General features: G+C 61.9%; 19 protein-coding genes and 3 pseudogenes. 11 read left to right on the top strand and 11 right to left on the bottom strand.

Annotation, left to right across the window (positions count from 1 at the left end):
- Positions 1-59 precede the first annotated feature (59 nt).
- The 6 genes and pseudogenes from C8K58_RS32775 to C8K58_RS23670 all read left to right on the top strand — a co-directional run.
- Positions 60-1037: pseudogene (locus C8K58_RS32775) on the top strand (methyl-accepting chemotaxis protein); the annotation flags it as partial.
- A gap of 123 nt (positions 1038-1160) precedes the next feature.
- The gene (locus C8K58_RS23690) at positions 1161-1673 is read left to right on the top strand and encodes a chemotaxis protein CheW (protein ID WP_223841580.1); all 513 of its coding nucleotides are present in this window, start codon (positions 1161-1163) and stop codon (positions 1671-1673) included.
- Positions 1674-1778: 105 nt separating this feature from the next.
- A complete protein-coding gene (locus C8K58_RS23685; RefSeq protein WP_108574456.1) occupies positions 1779-2303 on the top strand; it encodes a chemotaxis protein CheW in 525 nt (174 codons plus the stop codon).
- A 21-nt stretch (positions 2304-2324) separates the two neighbouring features.
- Positions 2325-3128 carry a protein-glutamate O-methyltransferase CheR gene (locus tag C8K58_RS23680; RefSeq protein ID WP_027605691.1) on the top strand — a complete coding sequence of 268 codons (804 nt, stop codon included), beginning with the start codon at positions 2325-2327 and terminating at the stop codon, positions 3126-3128.
- On the top strand, positions 3121-3606 hold the full coding sequence (locus C8K58_RS23675) for a chemotaxis protein CheD (protein ID WP_092358146.1): 486 nt from the start codon (positions 3121-3123) through the stop codon (positions 3604-3606). The genes C8K58_RS23680 and C8K58_RS23675 overlap by 8 nt, the downstream gene beginning before the upstream one ends.
- A 32-nt stretch (positions 3607-3638) precedes the next feature.
- Positions 3639-4709: a chemotaxis response regulator protein-glutamate methylesterase gene (locus C8K58_RS23670; RefSeq protein ID WP_092358144.1), complete on the top strand. Its 1071-nt coding sequence runs from the start codon at positions 3639-3641 to the stop codon at positions 4707-4709.
- Positions 4710-4795: 86 nt separating this feature from the next.
- Here C8K58_RS23670 and C8K58_RS23665 read toward each other — a convergent pair whose 3' ends face one another.
- The 9 genes and pseudogenes from C8K58_RS23665 to C8K58_RS23630 all read right to left on the bottom strand — a co-directional run bounded on the left by C8K58_RS23665 (position 4796) and on the right by C8K58_RS23630 (position 13921).
- Positions 4796-5362, bottom strand: coding sequence for a TetR family transcriptional regulator (locus C8K58_RS23665; protein ID WP_027605694.1), 567 nt, complete (start codon positions 5360-5362; stop codon positions 4796-4798).
- Positions 5363-5417: 55 nt separating this feature from the next.
- Positions 5418-7058: an AMP-binding protein gene (locus C8K58_RS23660; protein WP_027605695.1), complete on the bottom strand. Its 1641-nt coding sequence runs from the start codon at positions 7056-7058 to the stop codon at positions 5418-5420.
- Positions 7059-7154: 96 nt separating this feature from the next.
- A pseudogene (locus C8K58_RS33150) lies at positions 7155-7394 on the bottom strand (methyl-accepting chemotaxis protein); the annotation flags it as partial.
- Positions 7395-7409: 15 nt separating this feature from the next.
- Positions 7410-8087: pseudogene (locus C8K58_RS33145) on the bottom strand (PAS domain-containing protein); the annotation flags it as partial.
- Between the two features lie 355 nt (positions 8088-8442).
- Positions 8443-9702 carry a GTP-binding protein gene (locus C8K58_RS23650; protein ID WP_108574454.1) on the bottom strand — a complete coding sequence of 420 codons (1260 nt, stop codon included), beginning with the start codon at positions 9700-9702 and terminating at the stop codon, positions 8443-8445.
- Positions 9699-10361, bottom strand: a complete 663-nt coding sequence (nthB, locus tag C8K58_RS23645; RefSeq protein ID WP_108574453.1) for a nitrile hydratase subunit beta — start codon at positions 10359-10361, stop codon at positions 9699-9701. The genes C8K58_RS23650 and nthB overlap by 4 nt, the downstream gene beginning before the upstream one ends.
- 40 nt (positions 10362-10401) lie before the next feature.
- Positions 10402-10986 (bottom strand): nitrile hydratase subunit alpha, encoded by a 585-nt coding sequence (gene nthA, locus C8K58_RS23640; protein ID WP_074846646.1) that lies wholly within the window; start codon positions 10984-10986, stop codon positions 10402-10404.
- An 84-nt stretch (positions 10987-11070) separates the two neighbouring features.
- Entirely contained in the window at positions 11071-12585 is a 1515-nt protein-coding gene (locus C8K58_RS23635) for an amidase (RefSeq protein ID WP_098479612.1), read from the bottom strand.
- 277 nt (positions 12586-12862) lie between these two features.
- Positions 12863-13921: a phenylacetaldoxime dehydratase family protein gene (locus C8K58_RS23630; protein WP_108574452.1), complete on the bottom strand. Its 1059-nt coding sequence runs from the start codon at positions 13919-13921 to the stop codon at positions 12863-12865.
- Positions 13922-14162: 241 nt separating this feature from the next.
- On the opposite strand from C8K58_RS23630, the gene C8K58_RS23625 reads away from it, so the two are divergent.
- Entirely contained in the window at positions 14163-15098 is a 936-nt protein-coding gene (locus tag C8K58_RS23625) for a helix-turn-helix domain-containing protein (protein ID WP_027605702.1), read from the top strand.
- Positions 15099-15271: 173 nt separating this feature from the next.
- Here C8K58_RS23625 and C8K58_RS23620 read toward each other — a convergent pair whose 3' ends face one another.
- Positions 15272-15853, bottom strand: a complete 582-nt coding sequence (locus C8K58_RS23620; RefSeq protein WP_027605703.1) for a helix-turn-helix domain-containing protein — start codon at positions 15851-15853, stop codon at positions 15272-15274.
- A 156-nt stretch (positions 15854-16009) separates the two neighbouring features.
- Between C8K58_RS23620 and C8K58_RS23615 the strand changes: the two genes are divergently transcribed.
- On the top strand, positions 16010-16903 hold the full coding sequence (locus C8K58_RS23615; protein WP_092358130.1) for a DMT family transporter: 894 nt from the start codon (positions 16010-16012) through the stop codon (positions 16901-16903).
- A gap of 224 nt (positions 16904-17127) precedes the next feature.
- Positions 17128-18936 (top strand): ABC transporter ATP-binding protein, encoded by a 1809-nt coding sequence (locus tag C8K58_RS23610; RefSeq protein WP_108574451.1) that lies wholly within the window; start codon positions 17128-17130, stop codon positions 18934-18936.
- A 52-nt stretch (positions 18937-18988) separates the two neighbouring features.
- On the opposite strand, the gene C8K58_RS23605 is transcribed toward C8K58_RS23610, so the two are convergent.
- Complete coding sequence (locus C8K58_RS23605; protein ID WP_108574450.1) at positions 18989-19732, bottom strand: GntR family transcriptional regulator; 744 nt, start codon at positions 19730-19732, stop codon at positions 18989-18991.
- Positions 19733-19868: 136 nt separating this feature from the next.
- Here C8K58_RS23605 and C8K58_RS23600 point away from each other — a divergent pair, with 136 nt between their 5' ends.
- Both C8K58_RS23600 and C8K58_RS23595 read left to right on the top strand, forming a co-directional pair.
- The gene (locus C8K58_RS23600; RefSeq protein WP_092358126.1) at positions 19869-20708 is read left to right on the top strand and encodes an ABC transporter ATP-binding protein; all 840 of its coding nucleotides are present in this window, start codon (positions 19869-19871) and stop codon (positions 20706-20708) included.
- A complete protein-coding gene (locus C8K58_RS23595) occupies positions 20705-21706 on the top strand; it encodes an ABC transporter substrate-binding protein (protein ID WP_027605708.1) in 1002 nt (333 codons plus the stop codon). The genes C8K58_RS23600 and C8K58_RS23595 overlap by 4 nt, the downstream gene beginning before the upstream one ends.
- Positions 21707-21709 lie beyond the last annotated feature (3 nt).

The following is a 21709-nucleotide window of genomic DNA, read 5'->3' as shown; positions in this document are numbered from 1 at the left end:
GCAAGAAAGCCTTTATCAATGAAAACGTCGAGCAACTGCGCGCCAATATCCTGGCCCTTGTGGAAGATACCAGCGAGATCAGCGACAGTGCGCTGATCGGCAAGCTGGACACCCGCCCTGACGCCGCCCGGCACCAGGGCGATTTCCGCCGCATCATCCTCGGTATCAACGGTTCTCTGGACGCGATCATCGTACCGATCACCGAGGCCATGGAGGTGCTGTCGGCGATGGCCGCCGGCGACCTGACCCGCAGCATTACCGGCGACTACCAGGGCAAGTTCCTGGAGCTGAAGCACTCGGTCAATGGCACCGTGGAAAAACTCTCGGAAATCATCGGCGAAGTGCGCGGCTCGGCGGACTCGCTGTCGAGTGCTTCGGAAGAGATTTCCGCCACCGCCCAAAGCATGGCCCAGTCGGCTTCCGAGCAGGCGGCATCGGTCGAACAGACCTCGGCGTCGATGGAGCAAATGTCAGCGTCCATTTCCCAGAACACCGAAAATGCCAAGGTCACCGACGGCATGGCGGGCAAAGCCAACAAGGAAGCCTCGGAAGGCGGTCGAGCCGTGAAGGACACCGTGGCGGCGATGAAAACCATCGCCGAAAAAATCGGCATCGTCGATTCCATTGCCTACCAGACCAACTTGCTGGCGCTCAACGCGGCAATCGAAGCGGCACGGGCCGGCGAGCATGGCAAAGGCTTTGCGGTGGTCGCGGCCGAAGTGCGCAAACTGGCGGAGCGCAGCCAGATTGCCGCACAGGAAATCAGTGAGGTGGCCAAGAACAGCGTGGCCTTGGCCGAACGGGCGGGCAACCTGCTGGACGAGATTGTGCCGTCGATTGCCAAGACCTCCGACCTGGTGCAGGAAATTGCGGCTGCCTCGGAAGAACAATCCATCGGTTCCGAACAAATCAACAGCGCGATGTCGCAGATGAGCCAACTGACCCAGCAAAACGCGTCGGCCTCCGAGGAGCTGGCGGCGACGGCCGAGGAAATGAGTGGCCAGGCCGAGCAGTTGCAGGAACTCATGGGGTTTTTCACCGTGCAAAGCAAACGTGCCGGGCGCAATGTCTCGATGCCCCAGATCAGCCGAGCCATGTCCACCCAGGACCTGGACAGTCGCTCCTCGGACGGCGGTTTCGTCCGCTTCGGGAGTTGACCCATGGGCACCTCAGCGGGCATGCAGGGCGCTGTCGAAGCTACGTCGCCAGTGGATGAACCCTTGCAGTACCTGACCTTCCTGGCGGCCGAGGAGATGTACGCGGTCAATACCCTGAGCGTTCGTGAAATCATCGAATACAACCAGGTGACCAGCGTACCAATGATGCCGGAATTCCTGCGGGGGGTTATCAACCTGCGCGGCTCGGTGGTGCCGGTCGTGGACCTCAAGGCGCGTTTCGGCAAGGGCACGACGGTACTGGGCAGTCGCACCTGCATCGTCATCCTTGAGGCGGCGAAGGAGGGCGAATCCCAGGTCCTGGGGGTGGTGGTGGACTCGGTCAGCGAAGTGATCGAGATACTCGAGATCGATATCAAGCCCGCTCCGGCGTTCGGCAATCACATTCGCACCGACTTCATCGGGGGGATGACCAAGGTGCGAGGCGAGTTTGTCACGCTCCTGCAGATCGAGCATGTGCTGTGTGTCGATGAGATAGCCGGCCTGATCGCTGTCTAGGTATCTCCCCGGCGGATAGAGCTGTTGTGGTGAGCGGGCTTGCCCCGCGCCGGGGTGCGAAGCGCCCCTGATGAAGACGAAAACGTATGTGACCCGAGGTGAATCATGGCCCCACCCATCGACAGTCCAGGCAATGCCAGCGTCCCGAGCCCAAGCCAGTACCTCACCTTTGTGCTGGGGGAGGAGATGTTCGCCGTGGGCACGCTCAACGTTCGGGAAATCATCGAATACGGGCCGATCACCAGCGTGCCGTTGCTGCCTCCCAGCATACGTGGGGTGATTAACCTGCGTGGCGCGGCGGTCCCCGTGCTCGACCTGGGGGTGCGCTTTCGCGGCGAACGCACGGTGCAGACTCCAAGGACCTGCGTTGTGATTATCGAGGTGCAGGCCAATGCCCAGCGCAAACCAGTGGGCATCATTGTCGATGCGGTCAGCGAGGTCCTGGAAATCGCCGACCAGGACATCGAGCCGTCGTTGAATTTCGGCACCGATGTCAGGGCCGACTTTTTACTGGGCATCGGCAAACTGGAGAGCGGTTTCGTGCTGTTGCTGGACATCGGTCGCGTGTTGTCCCTGGAACAGGTCGATGCGCTGGTCAACCTTGAGTCTTCGCTACCTTCGATCGCCTGAACAGGCTGGGGGAATGTCCTGATGAACGTGATCCTCTCTGACGCCGAGTTCGTGCAGTTTCGTGACCTCATCTATCAAATCGCCGGCATCAGCCTGTCCGATGCCAAGAAACAGTTGGTGAGCGCTCGCCTGGCCAAGCGACTGCAGGTGTTCAAGCTCAATACCTACGGCGCTTACTACAAGGTGCTGATGAAGGACAGCGTGGAGTTGCAGGTAGCGGTGGACATGCTGACCACCAACGAGACCTACTTTTTCCGTGAGCCCAAGCATTTTGATTTCCTGCGCGATGTAGCGTTGCCCGAGCTGCGGGGCAGCGGGCCGTTGCGCATATGGAGTGGCGCCTGCTCGACCGGCGAAGAACCCTACACCCTGGCAATGGTGCTGGCGGACAACCTCGCCGGCCGGCCCTGGGAGATTGTCGCGTCGGATATCAGCAGCCGGGTGTTGGAAAAAGCCCGCCTTGGGCGTTATCCCCTCGACGGCATACGCGGCATCCCCGAGGCGCTGTTGAACAAGTATTGCCTCAAGGGCGTGGGCGCCAACCACGGTTGTTTCATGGTCGACCCGGCGCTGGCGGCGAAGATCGATTTCCAGTCGATCAATCTGAATAACCCGTTGCCGAAGCTGGGGATGTTCGACGTGATCTTCCTGCGCAATGTGATGATCTATTTTGACAACGACACCAAAGTGCAGGTGGTCAAGCGCCTGGTCAGTCACCTCAAGCCGGGCGGGTACTTTCTGGTCAGCCATTCGGAGAGCCTCAATGGCATCACCGATCAGCTGCGGCTGGTCAAGCCTTCCATCTACCGGAGGCCGCATGCCTGACCGTCGACCGCCCAACGAGGTGTTCCTGAATCCCGGCGAGTGGTTTTTCGGCTCGGGTGCGATTCGCCTGCGTACGGTGCTGGGATCCTGTGTTGCATTGGTGTTCTGGCACCCCCGGCGCTTGCTGGGAGGCATGTGTCACTACCTGCTGCCACAGCGCGCCGTGACCAAACAGGGCGTCCTGGATGGTCGCTACGGCAACGAAGCCTTTGAACTGTTGCTCGCTCGAATACAGTCGATCAAGGCCCTGCCGACGGAGTTCAGGATCAGCGTATTCGGCGGTGGAAACATGTTTCCCGGGCTTGTGCGCTCGGACAATGATTACGTCGGCCAGCGCAATGTCGAACAGGCCATGCGCCTGCTCGACCTGCATCAGTTGCGGTGTCAACACTTCCATGTGGAAGGCGTGGGTTATCGGACCATTGTGTTCGATCTGGCCAACGGCGAAATCGAACTCAACTACCTGGCCTTGAAGTGAACCCCCAGGAGCCCTCATGGAGAACGTGCGACATGAGCCTTATCAAAGTGCTGATCATTGATGATTCCGCCGTGGTGCGTCAGGTACTCACGGCGACCCTGGGGCAAGACCCCGCTATTGAGGTTATCGGCGCGGCGGCAGACCCGGTGTTCGCCATGGACAAAATGAACAAGCAATGGCCGGATGTGATTGTGTTGGATGTGGAGATGCCACGGATGGATGGCATCACGTTCCTCAAGAAGTTGATGGCCGAACACCCCACGCCCGTGGTCATCTGCTCCACGCTGACCGAAAAGGGCGCGGCCACCACCATGCAGGCACTGGCGGCCGGCGCGGTCAGCATTGTGACCAAGCCACAACTCAACCTGCGCCAGTTTCTCACCGACAGTGCCGATGAATTGGCGGGGGCCGTCAAGGCCGCTGCGCGGGCCAACATGAAGCGCATGGTGCCTTCCAGCGAACGCGCTCCCGCCAGGCTGACGGCCGACGTCATATTGCCGGCGGGCACCCAGGCAATGGCGCGCACCACCGAGAACATTGTCGCCATTGGGACGTCCACGGGCGGCACCCAAGCCCTGGAGTTGGTGTTGACCGCCTTGCCCAGGGTCTGTCCGGGCATCGTCATCGTGCAGCACATGCCCGAACACTTCACCGCCGCGTTTGCCGAGCGCCTCAATCGACTTTGCGAGATCGAGGTCAGGGAGGCGAAGAACGGTGACCGGGTTATCCCCGGTTGTGCACTGATTGCCCCTGGTGGCCGGCACATGGTGCTCAAGCGCAGCGGCGCCCAATACCTGGTGGAAATTGTCGACGGACCTCCGGTCAGCCGGCATCGACCTTCCGTTGATGTGCTGTTTCGTTCGGTGGCCCGCAGTGCCGGCGGTAACGCACTGGGGATCATCATGACGGGTATGGGCGACGACGGCGCCCGGGGCCTGAAGGAAATGCACGACAACGGCGCCCGCACCCTGGGCCAGGACGAGGAGTCCTGCGTGGTGTATGGCATGCCCAAGGAGGCGTTCAAGCTCGGTGCGGTGGAGCGTGAGGTGCCCCTTGAGCAGATCTCGGCGGCGATTCTGCAATCCATGCACCAGCGGCGCTGACGGTTCGGGGTTCTGTGCTGATTGATAAGGCGCTCCGGCAATCCGCCTCGGGCCAGCCTGGGGTTTCAGTATGGGTCATGGTGGGCTCAGGGCAGGGAATCAATGGCCTGTAACACCGCACAGGCGATGGTCTTCGTAATCGTTCGCCGCTGGGCGTTATCGAGCATCGGGCTTAACCAGGTGGGTAGACTGTTCAGCATGGGCAAGATGGCCGTGAGCGCGCCCTCGCGCAACGGCCCGCCCGGTGGATGGCCTGCCTGGCCGATCAAATCCATTATTTCCGACTCATAGGCACGCCTCAGGCGCTGGACGCTTGCCTGCATCGAGTCGCCCAGGCAATTGGCGTCCATGACCGCCAGCTTGAAGTGTCCGGTCATGTGTTCATGCAATTGAAGGTGACAGTCGATCAGTTGGGCCAGGCGTTGGTCGGGTGCCAATCGGCGATTCTTGATGCCGTGCACCTGGGACAACAGGGTTTGATACAGCTCCATCAGCAGTTCGTAAAGCAGCGCCTCCTTGCTTTCCACATGGTGATAGATCGCCCCCGGGCTTATGCCGACATGGGCGGCGAGTTCACGCATGCTGACCTGGTTGAAACTGCGCTCCTTGAATAACTCCGAGGCTTTGCGCTGGAAGTCTGATCGGTTCAGCACACGCTTTGCCCCGTATTGCACGCACGCCTGGCGCTCCGGCACGCCGGCCACGGGTTCATGCCCCCGGCGCCTGCTGCCGGGCAATTTCCTGATTGCGCAGGATAAAGCGCTGCAACTTGCCACTGGGGGTCTTGGGGAGTTGCTCGACGAACTCCACTTCCCGGGGATAGGCATGGGCGGCCAGGCGCTGCCTTACATGCAGGCGCAGTACTTCGGCCAGCTCGGCGCTGGGCTGGTACTGGCTGTCGAGCACGACAAAGGCTTTGATCAGCTCGGTGCGTTGCGGGTCGGGCTTGCCGATCACCGCCGCCTCGATCACCGCCGGGTGTTCGATCAGCGCGCTCTCGACGTCGAACGGCCCGACGCGGTAGCCGGACGTGGTGATCACATCATCGTTGCGGCCGACGAAGCTGATACTGCCGTCGTCATTCAGCTCCACACTGTCGCCGCTGAGGTAATAGCGCCCCACAAAGGCCCGGGTGGGCATGCCCAGGTAGCCGTCGAACCAGCACAGGGGCGAGCGTTCGCGATCCACCGCCAGGACGCCCGGCTGACCCGCCGGCAATTCCCGATGCGCGTCGTCCAGTACGACGATGCGGTAGCCGGGCACCGCATAACCCGCCGAGCCCTCACGGACCGGGTGACGCAAACCATGGTGATTGCACAACACCATGCCGATTTCCGTCTGGCCGTAATGATCGTGAATGGTCACGCCGAGTTGCTCGGCAAACCAGCGGATCACGTGTGGGTTGAGCGGCTCGCCGGCACTGCTGACGGCACGCAGGCGGCCGCGCACGGCGTCGGCGAACGCTGCCCCCTCGGCAATCAACAGGCGATAGGCCGTCGGGGAGCCGGCCAGATTGCTGACGGCGTACTTGGCAATGACTCGGCACGTACTCTCCACCGTAAAAGGGCCGTTGTAGAACAGCGTGGCATGACCACAGGCCAGCGGGCCGGTCACCGCGTAATACAGGCCATAGGCCCAGCCGGGATCGGCCAGGTTCCAGAAGCGGTCGTCCTGCTGCAGGCCAATGGAGTCGCGTATATAACCCTTGAAGGCGAGAATGGCGCGCAACGGCACTTCCAGAGGCTTGGCCGGCCCCGTGGTACCCGATGTGCACATCAACAGGAATGGCGCGCTGGCGTCCAGCAGTACCGGTTCGCACTCGACGTCTTGGCCGTCCAGGATGCTCCAGAACGGATAATCGCTGGGGTTCTGCGGGCCCCCGCCGGTTACGATCACGCTTGGGCAGTTGCCGATCTCATCCAGCTTGGGACGGTTCTGCGCATCCGTCACGATCCAGCGCGCGTTGGAGCAGCCCAATCGTTGCTCGATCGCCTTGGGACCAAATGCGGTGAAGAGCGGTTGATAGACCGCGCCCACCCGCCAGGTCCCCAAGATGGCAATCAGCAGTTCAACCGTGCGCGGCATCAGGCCGGCGACGCGGTCGCCCGGTTTTACCCCTTGCTCACGCAAGAAATGGCCGAAGCGGGCGGCGCTGGCCTGCAATTGGCTGAATGTGTATTGGGCGGCGCTGCCATCCTGTGCTTCGCAATACAACGCCACGGCGTCGTCGTGGGCGTGCCGGTCGCAGCATTCGACGCAGGCGTTCAGGGCAGTCAGGTCACCTTGCAAAGCCAGTTCGGCGGTCTGTTGGTAATTGAAGGATGTGGCCACAGCTTGATAATCACGCATAACGATACCTGGTTCTTATTGTTGGGTTTGTACGGCCAATAGTTGCGCTGCTCACGACTCGGCGCGGTGGCGCTAGCTGTCCATCATGTCGGCCGCTTGCTGGGTCGCCTGGCTGGTGCGGGTCGCCAGCTTGCGAACTTCATCGGCGACCACCGCGAACCCGCGTCCGGCGTCGCCAGCGCGGGCGGCTTCAATGGCGGCGTTCAAGGCCAACAGGTTGGTCTGGCTGGCGATGCCCTGGATGGTGGCGACAATGTGCGTCAGCTTGCGCAGGGTCTCCTGCATCACTCGGTGCTGGTGTTCCTGAGCCTCACGCATGCTGTTTTCTTCATGGTGGGCATGGATATCGGTGATGGCACCCACCACCCTTTGCGGGGAGCCGTCCTCTGCGCGTCGCGTCTGCCCACGGCCGCGAAACCAGCGGTAATTGCCACTGCTGTGCTTGAGCCGATAATCGACATCAAAGGGTGTTTTACCGCTGTGGTCTTCGACGTGGGCGACAAACGCCGCGATTGCCCGTGCGCTGTCGTCTGGATGCAAGCGTGAGGTCCAGCTTTCCAATGTGTTGGGAAATTCCTCAACCGTGGTGTACCCCAGCAGTCGCCGCATTTGCGAAGACCACCAGATGGTGTTGTTCGGGTTCGCCGGGTCACCCGCCACCACCTCAATGTCCCAGAGCCCGTCATGGAGCATTTCACGGGAAATCTCGAAGCGTGTGGCCGCCAGTTCGAGTGACTCTTCGTGCAGGCGCTGTTCATGAATGTCACGCAGGCTTCCGCCGATGGCGACCGGTACGCCTTGCGCATCGCGGCGCGCCACACCGCTGATCCTGCACCAACGATAGTCACCGTCTGATGCAAGGGCCATGCGTACGTCCAGCGCAAAGGGCGTTCGCCCGCTGCGATCAGCCAGGTGCCGGGCCAGCGCGTCGAGAAAGCGTTGCCGGTCCGTCGCGTGCAGGTGCTCGTTCCAGCGACCAAGTTGATCAATACCTTGGGTCGGGATCGACGCGGACCCTGTCCACTTCATAGCCCACTCCGGTGCGGGTGCAGCCATACCTGCCGGTTGCAGTTCCCAAAACAGTTCACCTGCGCCTTGGGCGATAAGTGCCCAGCGCGCTTCCTGCTCCTGCAAAAGCGCGTCGCGGCGGGCCAGGTGCTCGGTCAATTGGGTGGCTTCCAATGCCAGCGCGTGTGTCTGTGCTTTCAGGGCTCGCCGCTCTTGCAGCAATGTCTCGACGCCCGCCAGGATGCGTCGCAATAACGGGTTGCTCGACGACAGCGGTGTACTCGCCTGGTCAGGCTCATCCAGTCTGTCGGCAAGCGGAGCCAATACCCAGCGGTTGGTTCGGCTGAAAAAGAGCATGGGGCACCTCTATCTCGGATCAAATGGGGGCAATCGCCATGGGCTGTGTGGGGGTGCGGGCAAGGGCCTGTCGGTCAAAGGCGGTCGCCCCCGGCAGTGCCTGCCAGGCCAGTGGGCCGGCGGCGATTTCCTGGGCGCTCAGCAGGCAGTGGTCGAGCTCGCGCTGTAACGCGTCGGTGTCGAGGCCCTGGCCGATAAACACCAACTCCTGCCGGCAGTCGCCGACCACGCTGTCCCATTTGGCCCTGATGCCCTGCAGCCGGTATTCGTCCCGGGGCCATTGCGACGGCTCGATGAAGTTCCACCAGCGCCCGACATAGTCCCATTGGAACCGCTTGCCGCTTTGCACCAGCAGGCCGGTTTCCAGGTGGCGGCTGGCGAGCCAGAAGTAACCTTTGCTGCGCAGCAACCGCCCGTTGCTCCAGGGCTGCTGGAGAAAGGCGAGCAACCGCTGCGGGTGGAAAGGTGCGCGCTCACGGTACACCCAGGACGTCACGCCATAGGTGTCTGACTCGGAGGCCGGCGCGTCTGCCGCCTCCATTTTCCGCATCCAGCCCGGCGACGCCGCGAGGCTGGGTAAATCAAACAGATGGGTGCCGAGGAGGCTGGCTGACGGGATGTTACCGTGGGCCATCGGCATGATCCGCGCCGTCGGGTTAAGCCCCGTGAGGATCGCCTGCACGGCCTGATACTGCGCTGCATCGATCAGATCCAGCTTGTTGACGAGAATGACGTTGGCGTACTCCACCTGTTCGATCAGCAGATCGGCCAGGTGGCGCTTGGGTGCGTCTGGCGTGGCGTCCTCGCGGTCAACGGTGTACGGCGATTCGAGCAGTTCCTGGAAACGACTGCCATCGACCACCGTTACCAAGGTGTCCAGGCGCGCCAGTTCGCTGAGGCTGAAGCCCTCAGCGTCAAGGAAGGCGAACGTCTCAGCGACCGGCATCGGCTCGGAGATCCCCGTGGATTCAATCAGCAGGTAATCGAAACGCTGTTGGCGTGCGAGCATACTGATCTGCTCGAGCAAATCGGCGCGCAGGGTGCAGCAGATGCACCCGTTGCTCATTTCGATCAACTCATCGCGACCACGGTGCAGCGCGACATCGCGCTGCACTTCTTCGGCATCGATATTGACTTCGCTCATGTCATTGACGATGACGGCCACGCGCAGGCCTTCGCGATTGCGCAGGATGTGGTTGAGCAGGGTGGTTTTGCCGGCGCCGAGGAAGCCCGAAAGGACCGTCACCGGCAGTCGGCTTGCCTGGGCGCCGTCTGTCATGGGTTCACCGCGCGCGCGCCGGCGGCCTTGTCCAGGTAGCTTTCGAACAGGTCGACCACCACAAAACCCTCATCGGCGGCATCTCCCCACAGGTCCTTCACGGCGAACTCGACGTGGTAGGTGGGTTGATGGGCTGCGCTCACATCGCCATGGCCGATTGCGTCCGGGAACGGCCATTTCTCTGACGTGCGGTGCAGGACCACGCCTTCCTTGCCGCGCACGTAGGCGGGCATGCGGATGTGCCCAGCCACATATTCGTCTCGCACCACCACCCGATCCCCCACCTCGAAGGGCGGCCGCCCCGTGATCGCCGGGCGGCCCTCGGCATGGGCGGGATTCGCCAGCTTGAAGTGGGAGCCCAAGGCCTGATCAAGCTCCGCCTGGGTGATCACGCCGGTTTCGACCAGCAGGGTAGCGGTCGCGATGACGTAGCGTTCGTAGTACTGGGTGCCGACATGCTGGCGCACATCCAGGCGTTCGACGGCGTGACGCACTTCGTCCACGCTGAACTTTTTCAAGTGGTCGGCACCGATGAACATCAAGCTGTAGGCCAGATGCTCCCAGTCCTGCTTGAACACCTGTTTGTAGCTCAGGCTGTTGATGGTGTGGGGGACTTTTCCAAAGCCTTGGAAACCGCCGAGATCGTGAAAGCCATCCATAATCAAAACTCCGGGAGTGAACGATGATGAGGTGTTGTTTTCAGCCCACGCGGGGCAGGGCGACGCCGATCAGCACGTCTTTGGTCACCAGCGCTTGAAGCTGCTCTTCGCTCATGTGTTCTGAGCCTTCCGGCCTGACCGGCAGCACCAGGTAGCGGCTTTCGGCGCTGGTATCCCAGACCTTGACCACCATGTCCCGGGGCAACTCCGTCCCCAGCTCGCGCAGTACCGTGCGCCCCTCCCGGACCAGGCGTGCGCGGAACTCGAAACCCTTGTACCACTCCGGTGGCAGGCCGAGGACCGGCCAGTTGGTGCAGGAGCACAGGCTGCAGACAATCACGTTCTTCAGCGTCGGCGTGTCCTCCAGGGCGACGATGTATTCGCCCTGGGGGCCGGTGTAGCCGAACTGGGCGCAGGCCGCCGTGCCGTCCTTGAGCAACAGTGCCCGGAACTGCGGATCGACCCACGCCTTGGCCACCACACGGGCGCCGTTCTCGGGGCTCCAGCCGTGCTCCATCAATTGCGTGAGCTGCTCGACATAGCCCTCCGGGATGAGTTCCTTGCTCTTGAGGACTTGAAACAATGCCCAGGCTCTTTCGCCGGGCGTTGAAGTCGCTGTATTCATGGGGTCACTCCTATCAGTCAACACGGTGGTAAAGTCATTGGATTTCTTATTGTTCTACGGGCGCCGGCGGCGCCCATAGACGGCTCAGAGCGTGCGCCAGTCCACGGAGGCTTCAAACGCCGCCGCAGCCTGGTAAAGGGTGCCTTCGGCATAGTGTCTGGCGACCAGCATCAGCCCGACGGGCAGGCCGTCGACCCGCCCGCATGGAATCGACAGGGCGGGATGCCCGGTGATGTCCTGTGGCGCGGTGTTGCCGATCATTTCCAGCGCGCGCGCCACGTACTCGGTGATCGAGCAATCCGCCGGTGGATGGGGTTGGGCAATGATCGGTGTGGTCGGCATCACAAGCAGGTCGTAGGTCTGCAGCGCCTTGTCATAGCCCTGCCGGGCAAAGCGCGCGAGGTTTTGCGCCTTGGCGTAATAACGTCCGTTGTAGTGGTTCAGCCCGTACTGGCCGACGAACATGCACAGCTTGAGCGACGCGGACAATTGGTCGGCCTGCTCGCGCCAGCCGACCTGTTTGTCCAGCAGGCCGACATCGTAGAGGCCTTTCCAGTTAAAGCCCGCGCCGTTGCCATGCATCATCTGCATGGTCAAGCCTTCGCAGCCGATGGGGTGCCACAACGAGCCCGCCAGGTTGTGCTCGGGAACGGACACCGCCTCGACCTGCGCGCCCAACGCCTCGAGACGGGCGATGGCGTCACGCACTTTCTCGGCGACGCGAGGGTCCTGGTTGGCCAGTGCGAAGCCCTCTTGCAACACACCGATTTTGAGCCCGCGCACGCCCCTCGTCAGGTAGCTGTGATAGTCGTCGACTTGCGGCGCAGCCTGGCGCGGGTCAAGCCCATCCGCGCCGGCCATGGCTTGCAGCATCAGCGCGTTGTCGCGCACGTTGGCGGTAATGGGGCCGACATGGTCGATCGTGGCTTCAATCGCCATGACCCCGGAGTAGGGCACCAGGCCGTGGGTCGGCTTCATGCCGTAGGTGCCGCAGAAGGACGACGGGATTCGGATGGACCCGCCTTGATCACCGCCAACGGCCATGTCCACCTCTCCGGCCGCGACCAACGCCGCACTGCCCGATGAAGATCCACCGGCGGCATAACCGTGACGATGGGGGTTGTGCACGGGGGCAGGGTCTGAGGTGTGACTGCCGCCGGACAAACAGTAATGCTCACAGGTGGCCTTGCCCAGGATCGTCGCCCCGGCATCCAGCAGACGCGTGACCACAGTGGCGTCGAATGACGGTACGAAACCGGCCAGGGGCGCGGCGCCATTCATCAGCGGCACGCCTGCCAGGGCGATGTTGTCTTTCAGCGCGACGGTTTTGCCGGCCAGCAGGCCCTCCCGGGCCCCGTTCACTTCAGCCCGGTAGTACCAGGCGTTCAACGGGTTTTCCTTGTCCGAGGGCCGATAGCCCGAACTGCGTTCGTAGCGTACGGGCGGAACGAAATCAGGCAGCTCATCGACCAGGTCGTACGCGTCGAAACTCGGTTGCATCAGGTCCAGGTACTGCGCAGCCTGCTCCGGCGTCAGCTGCATGTGCAACTGGGTGGCGAGGTCCTGCAGTTGATCAAGCGTGGGTCGAATAATGGCCATGATTTTCCTTGATGTCATCGATGAACGGCGGGAAGACTTGAGACTGTTCAAACACTTCCAGCACTGTCGGGGTCGGATCATTCCGGGTCGTAATGGAGAACAAATTAGGCCTCTTTTGCCACTGCGGCTTGGTTGAACAGGACACTCGCTTGGCTGAACAGGACAGCTCAGCGCGGTGCCACTTCGTGGTCAGATGCCTGTCAAAAAGTGGCCCCGACCCCATGCGCTAGAGATGAGGGCCAAAAAATAATCGGGACGAATGGGGCGGTGCCGGGTGTCAGCTTTGCGAGACACCTGCATCACGCAACATGCCGGTCTGCGGGTGGCAGTTGATGTACTCGAACAGCTGGCTCTTGGCGTCCGAGACCGACACTTCGTGGTACAGCCGCAACTTCACCAGGCCGGCCGCCACACGGAAGAAGGTGACAAAGATGCGCAGGTGGGTGGGATGGGATTCCGCCCAGCGTTCCAGTTTCTCGACCGAGCGCCAGTGGCCGATGTTGTAGCTCATGTCGAGGAAGTTGCCGTCGAGGTCGATATTGCGCACGAAGCGATTGCTGTAGCAGCCCAGGGGCGCACCGTTATCGCGCAGGAAATCCATGCCGTCCTGCAATGTCGGCAAGATTTCGTCGAGGTACAGTGAACGCTCGTCAGCCTCGGCGTCAGCCCAATCCTGGCCGGAGCGAATCAGCGCGATGTTGTCATGGCCCATGACGATGACGCGGCCACCTTTGGCCGGATCTCCCTGCACCACCTTCAGTTCGCCCGTGGGGCTCATCCAGTCGGTCTGGGACGCCGGGAAACGATCGCGCATCGACCCCCAGTAACCGTGCTCTTCGATCTCGCCGCTGGTGGTGTCCATGATCGCGCCCACCCCCGGCAACTGCGTCTGGAACGCATAGAGGGTTTCGAACTGCTCGGCACGCGGCGCGGTGATTTCGCGAAAATAACCCAGGCCATCGTTCAGGCGATCCGGCGATGCCCACCAGTCATTGACGGGCGGTGATCGCAACCAGCGGCAATAGGCTGCGGCGTCCTTCCAGTAGCCGACGATCATCAGGTTGTCGTAGCCACTGTTGTCCGTGTGATGGGTCAAGTCGTGGGTCTGCGGGCCGTCGGGCAGGCTGAAGCTGCCGACGATGTCGCGCATGGCTTTAAGGGCACGCTCACGCTGCGCCTCACCGCGAAACTGCACGCCCAGGTAGGCCATCGCTACCTGCTTCAATTGTTCGCCAGCGCGGCCGACCCACATAGGGAAGGGCGGCTGGTAGTCCTCGGGCACCCGGCGGGACAACGTCCGTGGGCATCTAAGGTGTTTGTCGATCGCAGATTCCATGGGCGGCTCCTTGTTTTTTTCAGGTTCAGGCGTAGCGGGCTGGACAGGCTGTGAGGTCATAGTCAGGCAGGTACGAACCGCCTCGCTTTGTTCGCCAGGACAACCGTTTGGTTGGAAAAGACAGATGCCCGATGCCAGGGCTCAGGCGCGATAAAGGGGGCTGTGCGTGGTCTGAATTTTGCTTTCCAAGATCGACCGGCAGCGTGTCGCTGCTTCAAGTCGTTGCATTAAGGTGAGTGCCATGGCTCAGAACAATCACTATTCCACCCTTGCCGTTTCGCAACCGCGTCGCTTCGATTACTGGAAAGAAGTGGTGTGTCGCCATTGTCTTATGGCTGACAGCAAACCCTCGACCCAGAGCGATTTCAACGGAACGCTCCAGGTCTCCGGCGTAGGGGCGTTGGATGTCTCCAGGCTGTCGTCCCCGCTGCACCATTGGGTCCGTTCCGAGCGGCATTTACGCAGTGGCCCCGCCGACGACCTGTGGCTGGGCTTCACCCTCAATGGGTATGGCGAACTTGAGCAAGAGGGGCGCAAGGCCACACTGGGCGCGGGTAATTTGTTCCTTTATGACGCAACCCGACCGTTCCGATTCAGCCTGGGGGGGAGCGAAAACCACTTGATGCGCATCCCTCGGCAGTTGCTGACCGAGCGGTTGCCGCGTGTGGCGGAATGCACCGCAATGGTGCTGGATGACCGCCGCCCCGGCGTGGTGCCGCTGCGCGAGATGCTGCGCCAGATGGCGAACACTCCCGTGCTTCTGGAGGATGGAGGCATTTGCAATCGTTACTCCAACACGATAATCGACCTGCTCGTGATCAGCCTGGAACTCCAGGACCTGAAGACCACTCACCAGGAGCTGGATCTGTACGCGCGGATAATGACCTACATCCAGCACCACTTGAGCGACCGAGAACTGTCGATCGAACTGATCGCCCAAGCCCACCACGTGTCCACCCGCACGGTGACCCGTGCATTCGCCCGTCATCAGAAAAGCCCGGTCGCGGAGATCTGGAAAGAACGGCTGAATGCCAGTCGCGCGGCGATCGAGTGCGGCCAGGTGCGCAGCGTTTCCCAAGCCGCACTGGACTTCGGTTTTTCCGATTTCTCCCACTTCAGTCATGCTTTTCGCAAGGCGTTTGGGGTTGCGCCGCACACGCTCTTGACGCGCAACTGATGGCCCCCCCAAAAAAAGGCGGGGGTTATTGGCGTCCTGCTCGATAAAATGGACGAGATGAAAGGGTCAAGTTGCTAGCGATCCCCCTGCCGATTCAAGCCCGAGTCGCGGCCGACGCAGCCTCGCCAGGGCTCGGCAGCTACGGATTTGACAGGCGTCAAGGTGCTCCCACCTCAGGAATGCTCGATCACCATCACCGCCGTGGTGTCCGCCTCAAGTGCCTCGAACACATGCGGCACATTCGCCAGGTAGCTGATGTAGTCGCCGGCGTTGAGCAACACCGGGCCACTCGCCGGGCCGATACGTGCACTGCCACTGCACAGCACCACATGCTCTACGGTGCCCTGCGGGTGAGGCTGAGACAGACGAACTTCGCCGGGCTGCACCTTGAGTCGGTAGATGTCGCGCTGTACGCCAGCCGGGCAATCGGCAAGCAGGGTCGCTGCGTAATGGGCCGTCTCGGCATAGGCGGTCATGCCCTCGTTGGCGCGAATCACCCGCAGGGCCTGCCGGGGTTGCTCGAAGAACCGGGTGACTTGCAAGCCCATGGCCATCGCCAGCGACCACAAGGTTTCGATGCTGGGGTTACCGATGCCCGACTCCAATTGAGACAAGGTCGACTTCGCTAGCCCGGCGCGCTTCGCCAGCTCGGTCAAGGAAAGCCCGGCGGCCAGGCGCTCGCGCTTGATTGACAGCGCCAGCAGATCGATTCGAGTCAGATTATTTTTCGGTAGGTCGTTCGTTATATCGGTCATTTGTTTTATAAACCATCCCTAAATGGGTTGACGCTCTTGGGCACCATGTTCAGTATATCGGCCATACGTTCATTATAAAGTTGTATTTGCCAGCCTATTTCTCCGCGAACGGTGGTTTGGGCCATGGTGATGTCGATAGCAAGGAAGCCGTGAGTGATGAAGTCGCAAACCCGTGGGACGCTCGAAATGATCTCGGCCATGGTCATCTCCGGCACAGTCGGCTGGTTCGTCGTTATGTCGGGGCAGGGCCCGGAGGCGGTGGTGTTCTGGCGTTGCCTGTTCGGCGCCCTGGCGATGCTGGTCGCGTGCCTGGCGCTTGGGGTGCTGCGTCGCTCCCGGATCACTGCCCGGCAATTCCTTCTGGTGTGCCTGGGCGGGGTGGCGTTGGTCCTCAACTGGGTGCTGCTGTTCGGTGCCTACACCCATTCCTCCATTGCCATTGCCACGGTGGTCTACCACGTTCAGCCGTTCATGCTGGTTGGCCTGGGTGTGCTGTTTTTTGCCGAACGCCTCAGCATCGCCAAGGTCGGCTGGCTGCTGTTGGCCTTCGCCGGGCTGATGCTGATCGTGTCCGCCAAGGGCCGTGGGCAGGCCACCGGTGCCGACTACGTGCTGGGTGTCTGCCTGGCCCTGGCTTCAGCCTTCTTCTATGCCGTGGCGGCGGCGATCACCAAGCGTCTCAAGGATTTGCCCGCGCACCTGATCGTGCTGATCCAGATGGTGGTCGGCGTGCTGGTGCTGGCACCGTTCGTGGACTTCACTGGGGGCGAAACGCTCAAGGGCGCCTGGACTTACCTGATCATTATCGGGGTGGTCCATACCGGGCTGATGTCGACCCTGTTGTACAGCGCCATCCAGAAAATCCCCACGGCACTGGTCGGGGCGCTGTCGTTCATCTATCCGATTGTCGCCATCCTGGTCGACTGGGTAGCCTTCGCCCATCCCCTCAGCACCCTGCAGGTGATGGGCGCAGGCGCGATCCTGTTGGCGGCTGCGGGCATGAACTTTGGCTGGTCGCTGGGCCGCGCGGGGCGTCAGGACTTGACCTAAGGTCGGGCGCCCAACCGCCATCGAGTCAAAAGACGTCACGCCAACCACTGGCGACGACGCGCCTGGGAAGAACATCGATGAATACGCGTGGTTCTGGTGTCACGGCCTGTCATAATCCGGGGCGCGCCTGGATCCGGGAGCGAGTGGCGCAGTGACCCGCCCATCTCCATGGCTCTCGGCCGTCCGGCCTCATTTCACCCCCCCTCAAGGAGTCCGTGCCATTCATGGTGCTGTTCAATCGATTGAGCGCGTTTTCGACCCAGGCGCGCAGGGCACTGGGGCTGGTGTGGGAAACCTCGCGGCCACTGTTCACGGGGCTGTTGCTGGCGACGATTGTCGCCGGACTGCTTCCCGCACTGGCCGCCTGGATTGGACAGCGCATCGTTGATGGCGTGGTCCACGCCATGCAGGTTCATGCGGCCGGCAGCCAGGCCCCCGTGTGGCCGGTGATGCGCTACGTGCTGGCCGAGGCCGGTGTGCTGGCTTTGTTGGCGGCGGCGCAACGGGCGCTGTCGATGCAGCAGTCGCTGTTGCGGGTGAAGCTGGGCGTGAAGGTCAACCTGATGGTCCTGGAGAAAGCCCAGACCCTTTCGCTGCTGCAATTTGAAGACGCCGAGTTCTACGACAAGCTGGTGCGCGTGCGCCAGGGGGCTTCGACGCGCCCGCTGAGCCTGGTGACCAAAGGACTGGGGTTGGTGCAGAACCTCATTTCGCTGGTCAGCTTTGCTGTCCTGCTGGTGCACTTTTCGCCGTGGGCCCTGTTGATTCTGGTGGTCGGTGCGTTGCCGGTGTTCTTCGCCGAGACGCATTTTTCCGGCAATGCGTTCCGCCTGTTCCACCGGCGTGCACCGGAGACGCGCCGGCAGAACTACCTGGAATCCTTGCTCTCCCACGAGTCCCATGCCAAGGAGGTCAAGCTGTTTGGCCTGGCACCGCTGTTCCTCCAGCGCTATCGCGACAACGCCCAGCGCTTGTATACCGAGGACCGCCAATTGACGCTGCGCCGCGACGCCTGGGGCTTCGCATTGGGCCTGCTGGGCACCGCAGCGTTTTACCTGGCCTACGCCTGGGTGGTACTCGACACCGTGCGTGGCCAGACGAGCCTGGGCCAGATGACCATGTACATCGTGCTGTTCAAGCAGGGGCAGGCCGCAATCACCGCCAGCCTCAGCGCCATTGCCGGGCTGTACGACGACAGCCTGTTCCTCTCGGACCTGTATGAATACCTTGAAACCCCGGTGATCACGCCGCGCGGCCGGCTCACCGAGGGCGCGCGCCCCGGCGATGGCCTGCGCTGCGAGCAGGTGGGGTTCACCTACCCAGGCGCCGGATCCGCCGCGCTGCGCAATATCAGCCTGCACCTGGCACCGGGGAAAAGCCTGGCCCTGGTGGGTGAAAATGGTTCCGGCAAGACCAGCCTGATCAAACTGCTGACCCGTCTGTATACCCCGGATGAAGGCCGCATCCTGCTGGATGGCAGCGACCTGCAGGAATGGGACGAACACACCCTGCGCCAGCGCATCGGCGTTATTTTCCAGGACTACATCCGCTACCAGATGAGTGTCGGCGAGAACCTCGGCGTGGGGGACGTCGATGCCCTGGACGACCAGGCCCGCTGGCGCAGCGCTGCCACTCAAGGCGTGGCGGCGGAATTTATCGAGCGCTTGAGCCATACCTATTCAACCCAACTGGGACGCTGGTTTGGAGGCCAGGAACTGTCCGGGGGGCAGTGGCAGAAAGTGGCCTTGTCGCGGGCGTACATGCGTCAGGATGCCGATCTGCTGATCCTCGATGAACCCACTGCCGCGCTGGATGCCGGGGCTGAAGCGGCGGTGTTCGAGCACTTCCGTGAGCATGCCAGGGGCCGCATGACCCTGCTGATTTCCCACCGTTTTTCCAGTGTGCGCAGTGCGGATCACATTATTGTGTTGGAACGCGGGCAGATTCTGGAGGAGGGCAGCCATAACCAGCTGATGGCTGCGAGTGGACGTTATGCCGAGCTGTTCGACGTTCAGGCGCGGGGCTATCGCTAGAAGACCCAGCGCCGCGTGTCTGCCGATCCCTTCAAATGACCTGTACAGATCGCTATTTGGCAGGGCCGGATTTGAATACGCCGCTGAGGACAAACGCATAGCGTTCCGGACGGATAAAGAAGGTGGTGCGGTCGCAGCAACGGCCGTCGGCAAAGTAAGAGCTGCGTTCCATCACCAGCAATGCGGCACCGCGTTTGACGTGCAGGGCACTGGCCAGGCTTGCATCGGCTGCTTGCGCACGGATGGCCAGGTCGGCACGGGTGACGGCCTGGCCGGTGATCGATTCCAGGATCGAGTAGATTGGTTGATGCTCGACGTCTGTCCAGACCACGCCGGCCAACTCGGCCGGTAGATGGCTGCGGCCCAGGGCGATGGGCTCATCATCCACGAAATGCAGGCGCTCCAGCAGCAGGCAATCGTGGGCGCCTTCAAACAACGCCATCAAGGCTTCCGGAACGGGCTGCAGCGTGTGGCTGATCACCTGCATGCTCGGTTTGAGCCCTTGCAATAACAAGGCTTCATGGAAACTGCGCAACGCATCCAGGCCATGCCGAACCTGCTTCGCGGCGACGAACGTGCCCTTGCCTTGCTTGCGCTCCACCACGCCGTCGTCGCTGAGCTTGCCCACCGCCAGGCGCACCGTGACGCGACTCACGCCAAAGCGTTCGCCCAGTTCGGCTTCTGACGGCAGTTTGCCGGTGGGTTCGAAATCGCCGCGCTGAATCTCTTCCAGCAAACGATGGGCGATCTGTTCGTAGAGCGAGGTGGTGCTGTCGCGCAGAATGGACGTGGACACGGTCGGCTTCCAGGGGCCTAGGAGTGGGGCGGTGCGCCTTCACTTCTAAGGTTATAAAAATAGGTTATTGGGATAACTTGTATTAATACGTATTATGTCAGGCATTCCCATTGTAAACGACCTGACGATACTTGCCATGCCCGACTCCTTGCCTTACGCACCACCGCAAGCCGACGCCCTGACGGTCGATCACATCAGTTTCAGCTACCCCAACGGCCATCGGGTGTTCAACGCGTTCAGCCTGAATGCCAAGCCGGGCGAATTCGTCGCGATCCTCGGGCCGTCGGGCTGCGGAAAAACCACGTTGCTGAATCTGTTGTCGGGTTTTCAGCAACCCCAGAGCGGCCGGATCAGCATCAACCAGACCGCCGTGCGCCCGGAGCGCTCGGAGTTGGGGTATGTGTTTCAGGCGCCGCAGTTGTTTCCCTGGTTGAGCGCGCTGGAGAACGTGCGTTTCGGCCTGCGGATGACGGCGCAGCTCAGCGAGGCGCAACAGCGTGCCCAGGCGTTGCAGTATTTGCGCCTGGTCGGCCTGGAGAACGCTGCACAGCGCTTGCCCCATCAGCTGTCGGGCGGCATGCAGCAGCGCGTCTCCCTGGCCAGGACCTTGGCATTGGAGCCCAGCGTATTGCTGATGGACGAACCCTTCGCCGCGCTGGATGCCATCAGCCGCAACAGCATGAATGAAGAGACGCTGCGGATCTGGGCCGAGCTGGGTCAGACGGTGCTGTTCATCACCCACGACATCGACGAAGCGGTGTTCCTGGCCGACCGGGTCATCGTGCTCAACATCGCCCCCGGCGGTATCCATAGCGAACTGGATATCCATTTGCCGCGCCCGCGTTCCAACCTCAAAACACGACGCCTGCCGGCCTTTCTCGATTACCGCAATGAGCTGATGGAGCGCATTTCCCAGGTCATGGGCGCGGCCGAAGCCATCCCTAACCCCACCTGCCAACCCGAGTTAACCCCATGATCAAACGTTCGCTGCTTGCTCTTTCCTTGTCTGTTGCCGCCTTGGCAAGCAGCACAGGTGCCGTGGCCGCTGAAGAGAAACCCCTGCGCGTGGGGTATGTGTTCGCCATGGCCAACGCTCCGGCGCTGATCGCCGACAAGCAGGGTTACTACCGCGAGGAAGGCTTGAATGTCGACCTCAAGGCCTTGGGCGATGGCCCGGTGATCCAACAGGCGCTGGCCGCCAATGAGCTGGACGTGGCCTATGTCGGCACGCCGCCGGTGTACCAATGGTTCTCCCGAGGCTTGCAAAGCCGGATTCTGGCCAAGGTCAATTACGGTCAGGCGGCGGTGATTGTCGATGCAAATAGCCAGATCAACAGCCTGGAGCAGCTCAAGGGCAAAAAGCTTGCCGGGGTCAAGAAGGGCAGTGGCATGGACGTGTTGTTGCGCGGCTATGTGCTGAAAGAAAAAGCCGGGCTCAACCCGGACAAGGACCTCGACATCATCGACATGCCACCCGGCAACATGAACGCGGCGCTGGAGCGCGGTATCGTCGACGCGGCGTTTTCCTGGGAACCCTTTGTCAGCCAATCGTTGCTGCGCGGGTCGAGCCGGATTCTGCTCGACGTCAACCAGGCGCTGCCGAACTACCCGTGGTACGTGGTGATCGCGCTGCCCAAAACCTTGCAGGAGCGACCGGACGACGTGGTCAAGCTGCTGCGTGCGCACCGCAAGGCCATCGCGTTCCTCAACGAGCATCCCGACGAGTCGAATCGCATCATCGCCGAGGCGTTCAAGCTTGAAGCGGTCCAGGGGCCTGACGGCAAGACCATTGCCCCGGAGGCCATCGTCGCCCAGGCGCGCACGCGATTGGGCTGGTCGGCGGACTTGCAGCCTGCGGATATCCAATTCATCCAGCGCCTGATGAATTATTCCCACGACCTGGGCTTTATCGACACCACGCTCAAGACCGAGCAGATCGTGGATACCGCCTACCTGGAAAAAGCCTCGCGCTGAGTC

Source organism: Pseudomonas sp. GV047 (assembly GCF_003058245.1).
In the GTDB taxonomy this organism is placed as follows: domain Bacteria; phylum Pseudomonadota; class Gammaproteobacteria; order Pseudomonadales; family Pseudomonadaceae; genus Aquipseudomonas; species Aquipseudomonas marginalis.
The sequence above is the reverse complement of the archived record's forward strand: the minus strand, read 5'-3'. Positions and strand labels throughout refer to the sequence as shown.

What these genes read in the sequence shown, in the direction of transcription:
- C8K58_RS23690 (WP_223841580.1), top strand. Translation starts at nt 1,161, where the DNA reads ATGGGCACCTCAGCGGGCATGCAGGGCGCTGTCGAAGCTACGTCGCCA.
- C8K58_RS23685 (WP_108574456.1), top strand. Translation starts at nt 1,779, where the DNA reads ATGGCCCCACCCATCGACAGTCCAGGCAATGCCAGCGTCCCGAGCCCA.
- C8K58_RS23680 (WP_027605691.1), top strand. Translation starts at nt 2,325, where the DNA reads ATGAACGTGATCCTCTCTGACGCCGAGTTCGTGCAGTTTCGTGACCTC.
- C8K58_RS23675 (WP_092358146.1), top strand. Translation starts at nt 3,121, where the DNA reads ATGCCTGACCGTCGACCGCCCAACGAGGTGTTCCTGAATCCCGGCGAG.
- C8K58_RS23670 (WP_092358144.1), top strand. Translation starts at nt 3,639, where the DNA reads ATGAGCCTTATCAAAGTGCTGATCATTGATGATTCCGCCGTGGTGCGT.
- C8K58_RS23660 (WP_027605695.1), bottom strand. Translation starts at nt 7,058, where the DNA reads ATGCGTGATTATCAAGCTGTGGCCACATCCTTCAATTACCAACAGACC.
- C8K58_RS23650 (WP_108574454.1), bottom strand. Translation starts at nt 9,702, where the DNA reads ATGACAGACGGCGCCCAGGCAAGCCGACTGCCGGTGACGGTCCTTTCG.
- nthB (WP_108574453.1), bottom strand. Translation starts at nt 10,361, where the DNA reads ATGGATGGCTTTCACGATCTCGGCGGTTTCCAAGGCTTTGGAAAAGTC.
- nthA (WP_074846646.1), bottom strand. Translation starts at nt 10,986, where the DNA reads ATGAATACAGCGACTTCAACGCCCGGCGAAAGAGCCTGGGCATTGTTT.
- C8K58_RS23635 (WP_098479612.1), bottom strand. Translation starts at nt 12,585, where the DNA reads ATGGCCATTATTCGACCCACGCTTGATCAACTGCAGGACCTCGCCACC.
- C8K58_RS23630 (WP_108574452.1), bottom strand. Translation starts at nt 13,921, where the DNA reads ATGGAATCTGCGATCGACAAACACCTTAGATGCCCACGGACGTTGTCC.
- C8K58_RS23625 (WP_027605702.1), top strand. Translation starts at nt 14,163, where the DNA reads ATGGCTCAGAACAATCACTATTCCACCCTTGCCGTTTCGCAACCGCGT.
- C8K58_RS23620 (WP_027605703.1), bottom strand. Translation starts at nt 15,853, where the DNA reads ATGACCGATATAACGAACGACCTACCGAAAAATAATCTGACTCGAATC.
- C8K58_RS23615 (WP_092358130.1), top strand. Translation starts at nt 16,010, where the DNA reads ATGAAGTCGCAAACCCGTGGGACGCTCGAAATGATCTCGGCCATGGTC.
- C8K58_RS23610 (WP_108574451.1), top strand. Translation starts at nt 17,128, where the DNA reads ATGGTGCTGTTCAATCGATTGAGCGCGTTTTCGACCCAGGCGCGCAGG.
- C8K58_RS23600 (WP_092358126.1), top strand. Translation starts at nt 19,869, where the DNA reads ATGCCCGACTCCTTGCCTTACGCACCACCGCAAGCCGACGCCCTGACG.
- C8K58_RS23595 (WP_027605708.1), top strand. Translation starts at nt 20,705, where the DNA reads ATGATCAAACGTTCGCTGCTTGCTCTTTCCTTGTCTGTTGCCGCCTTG.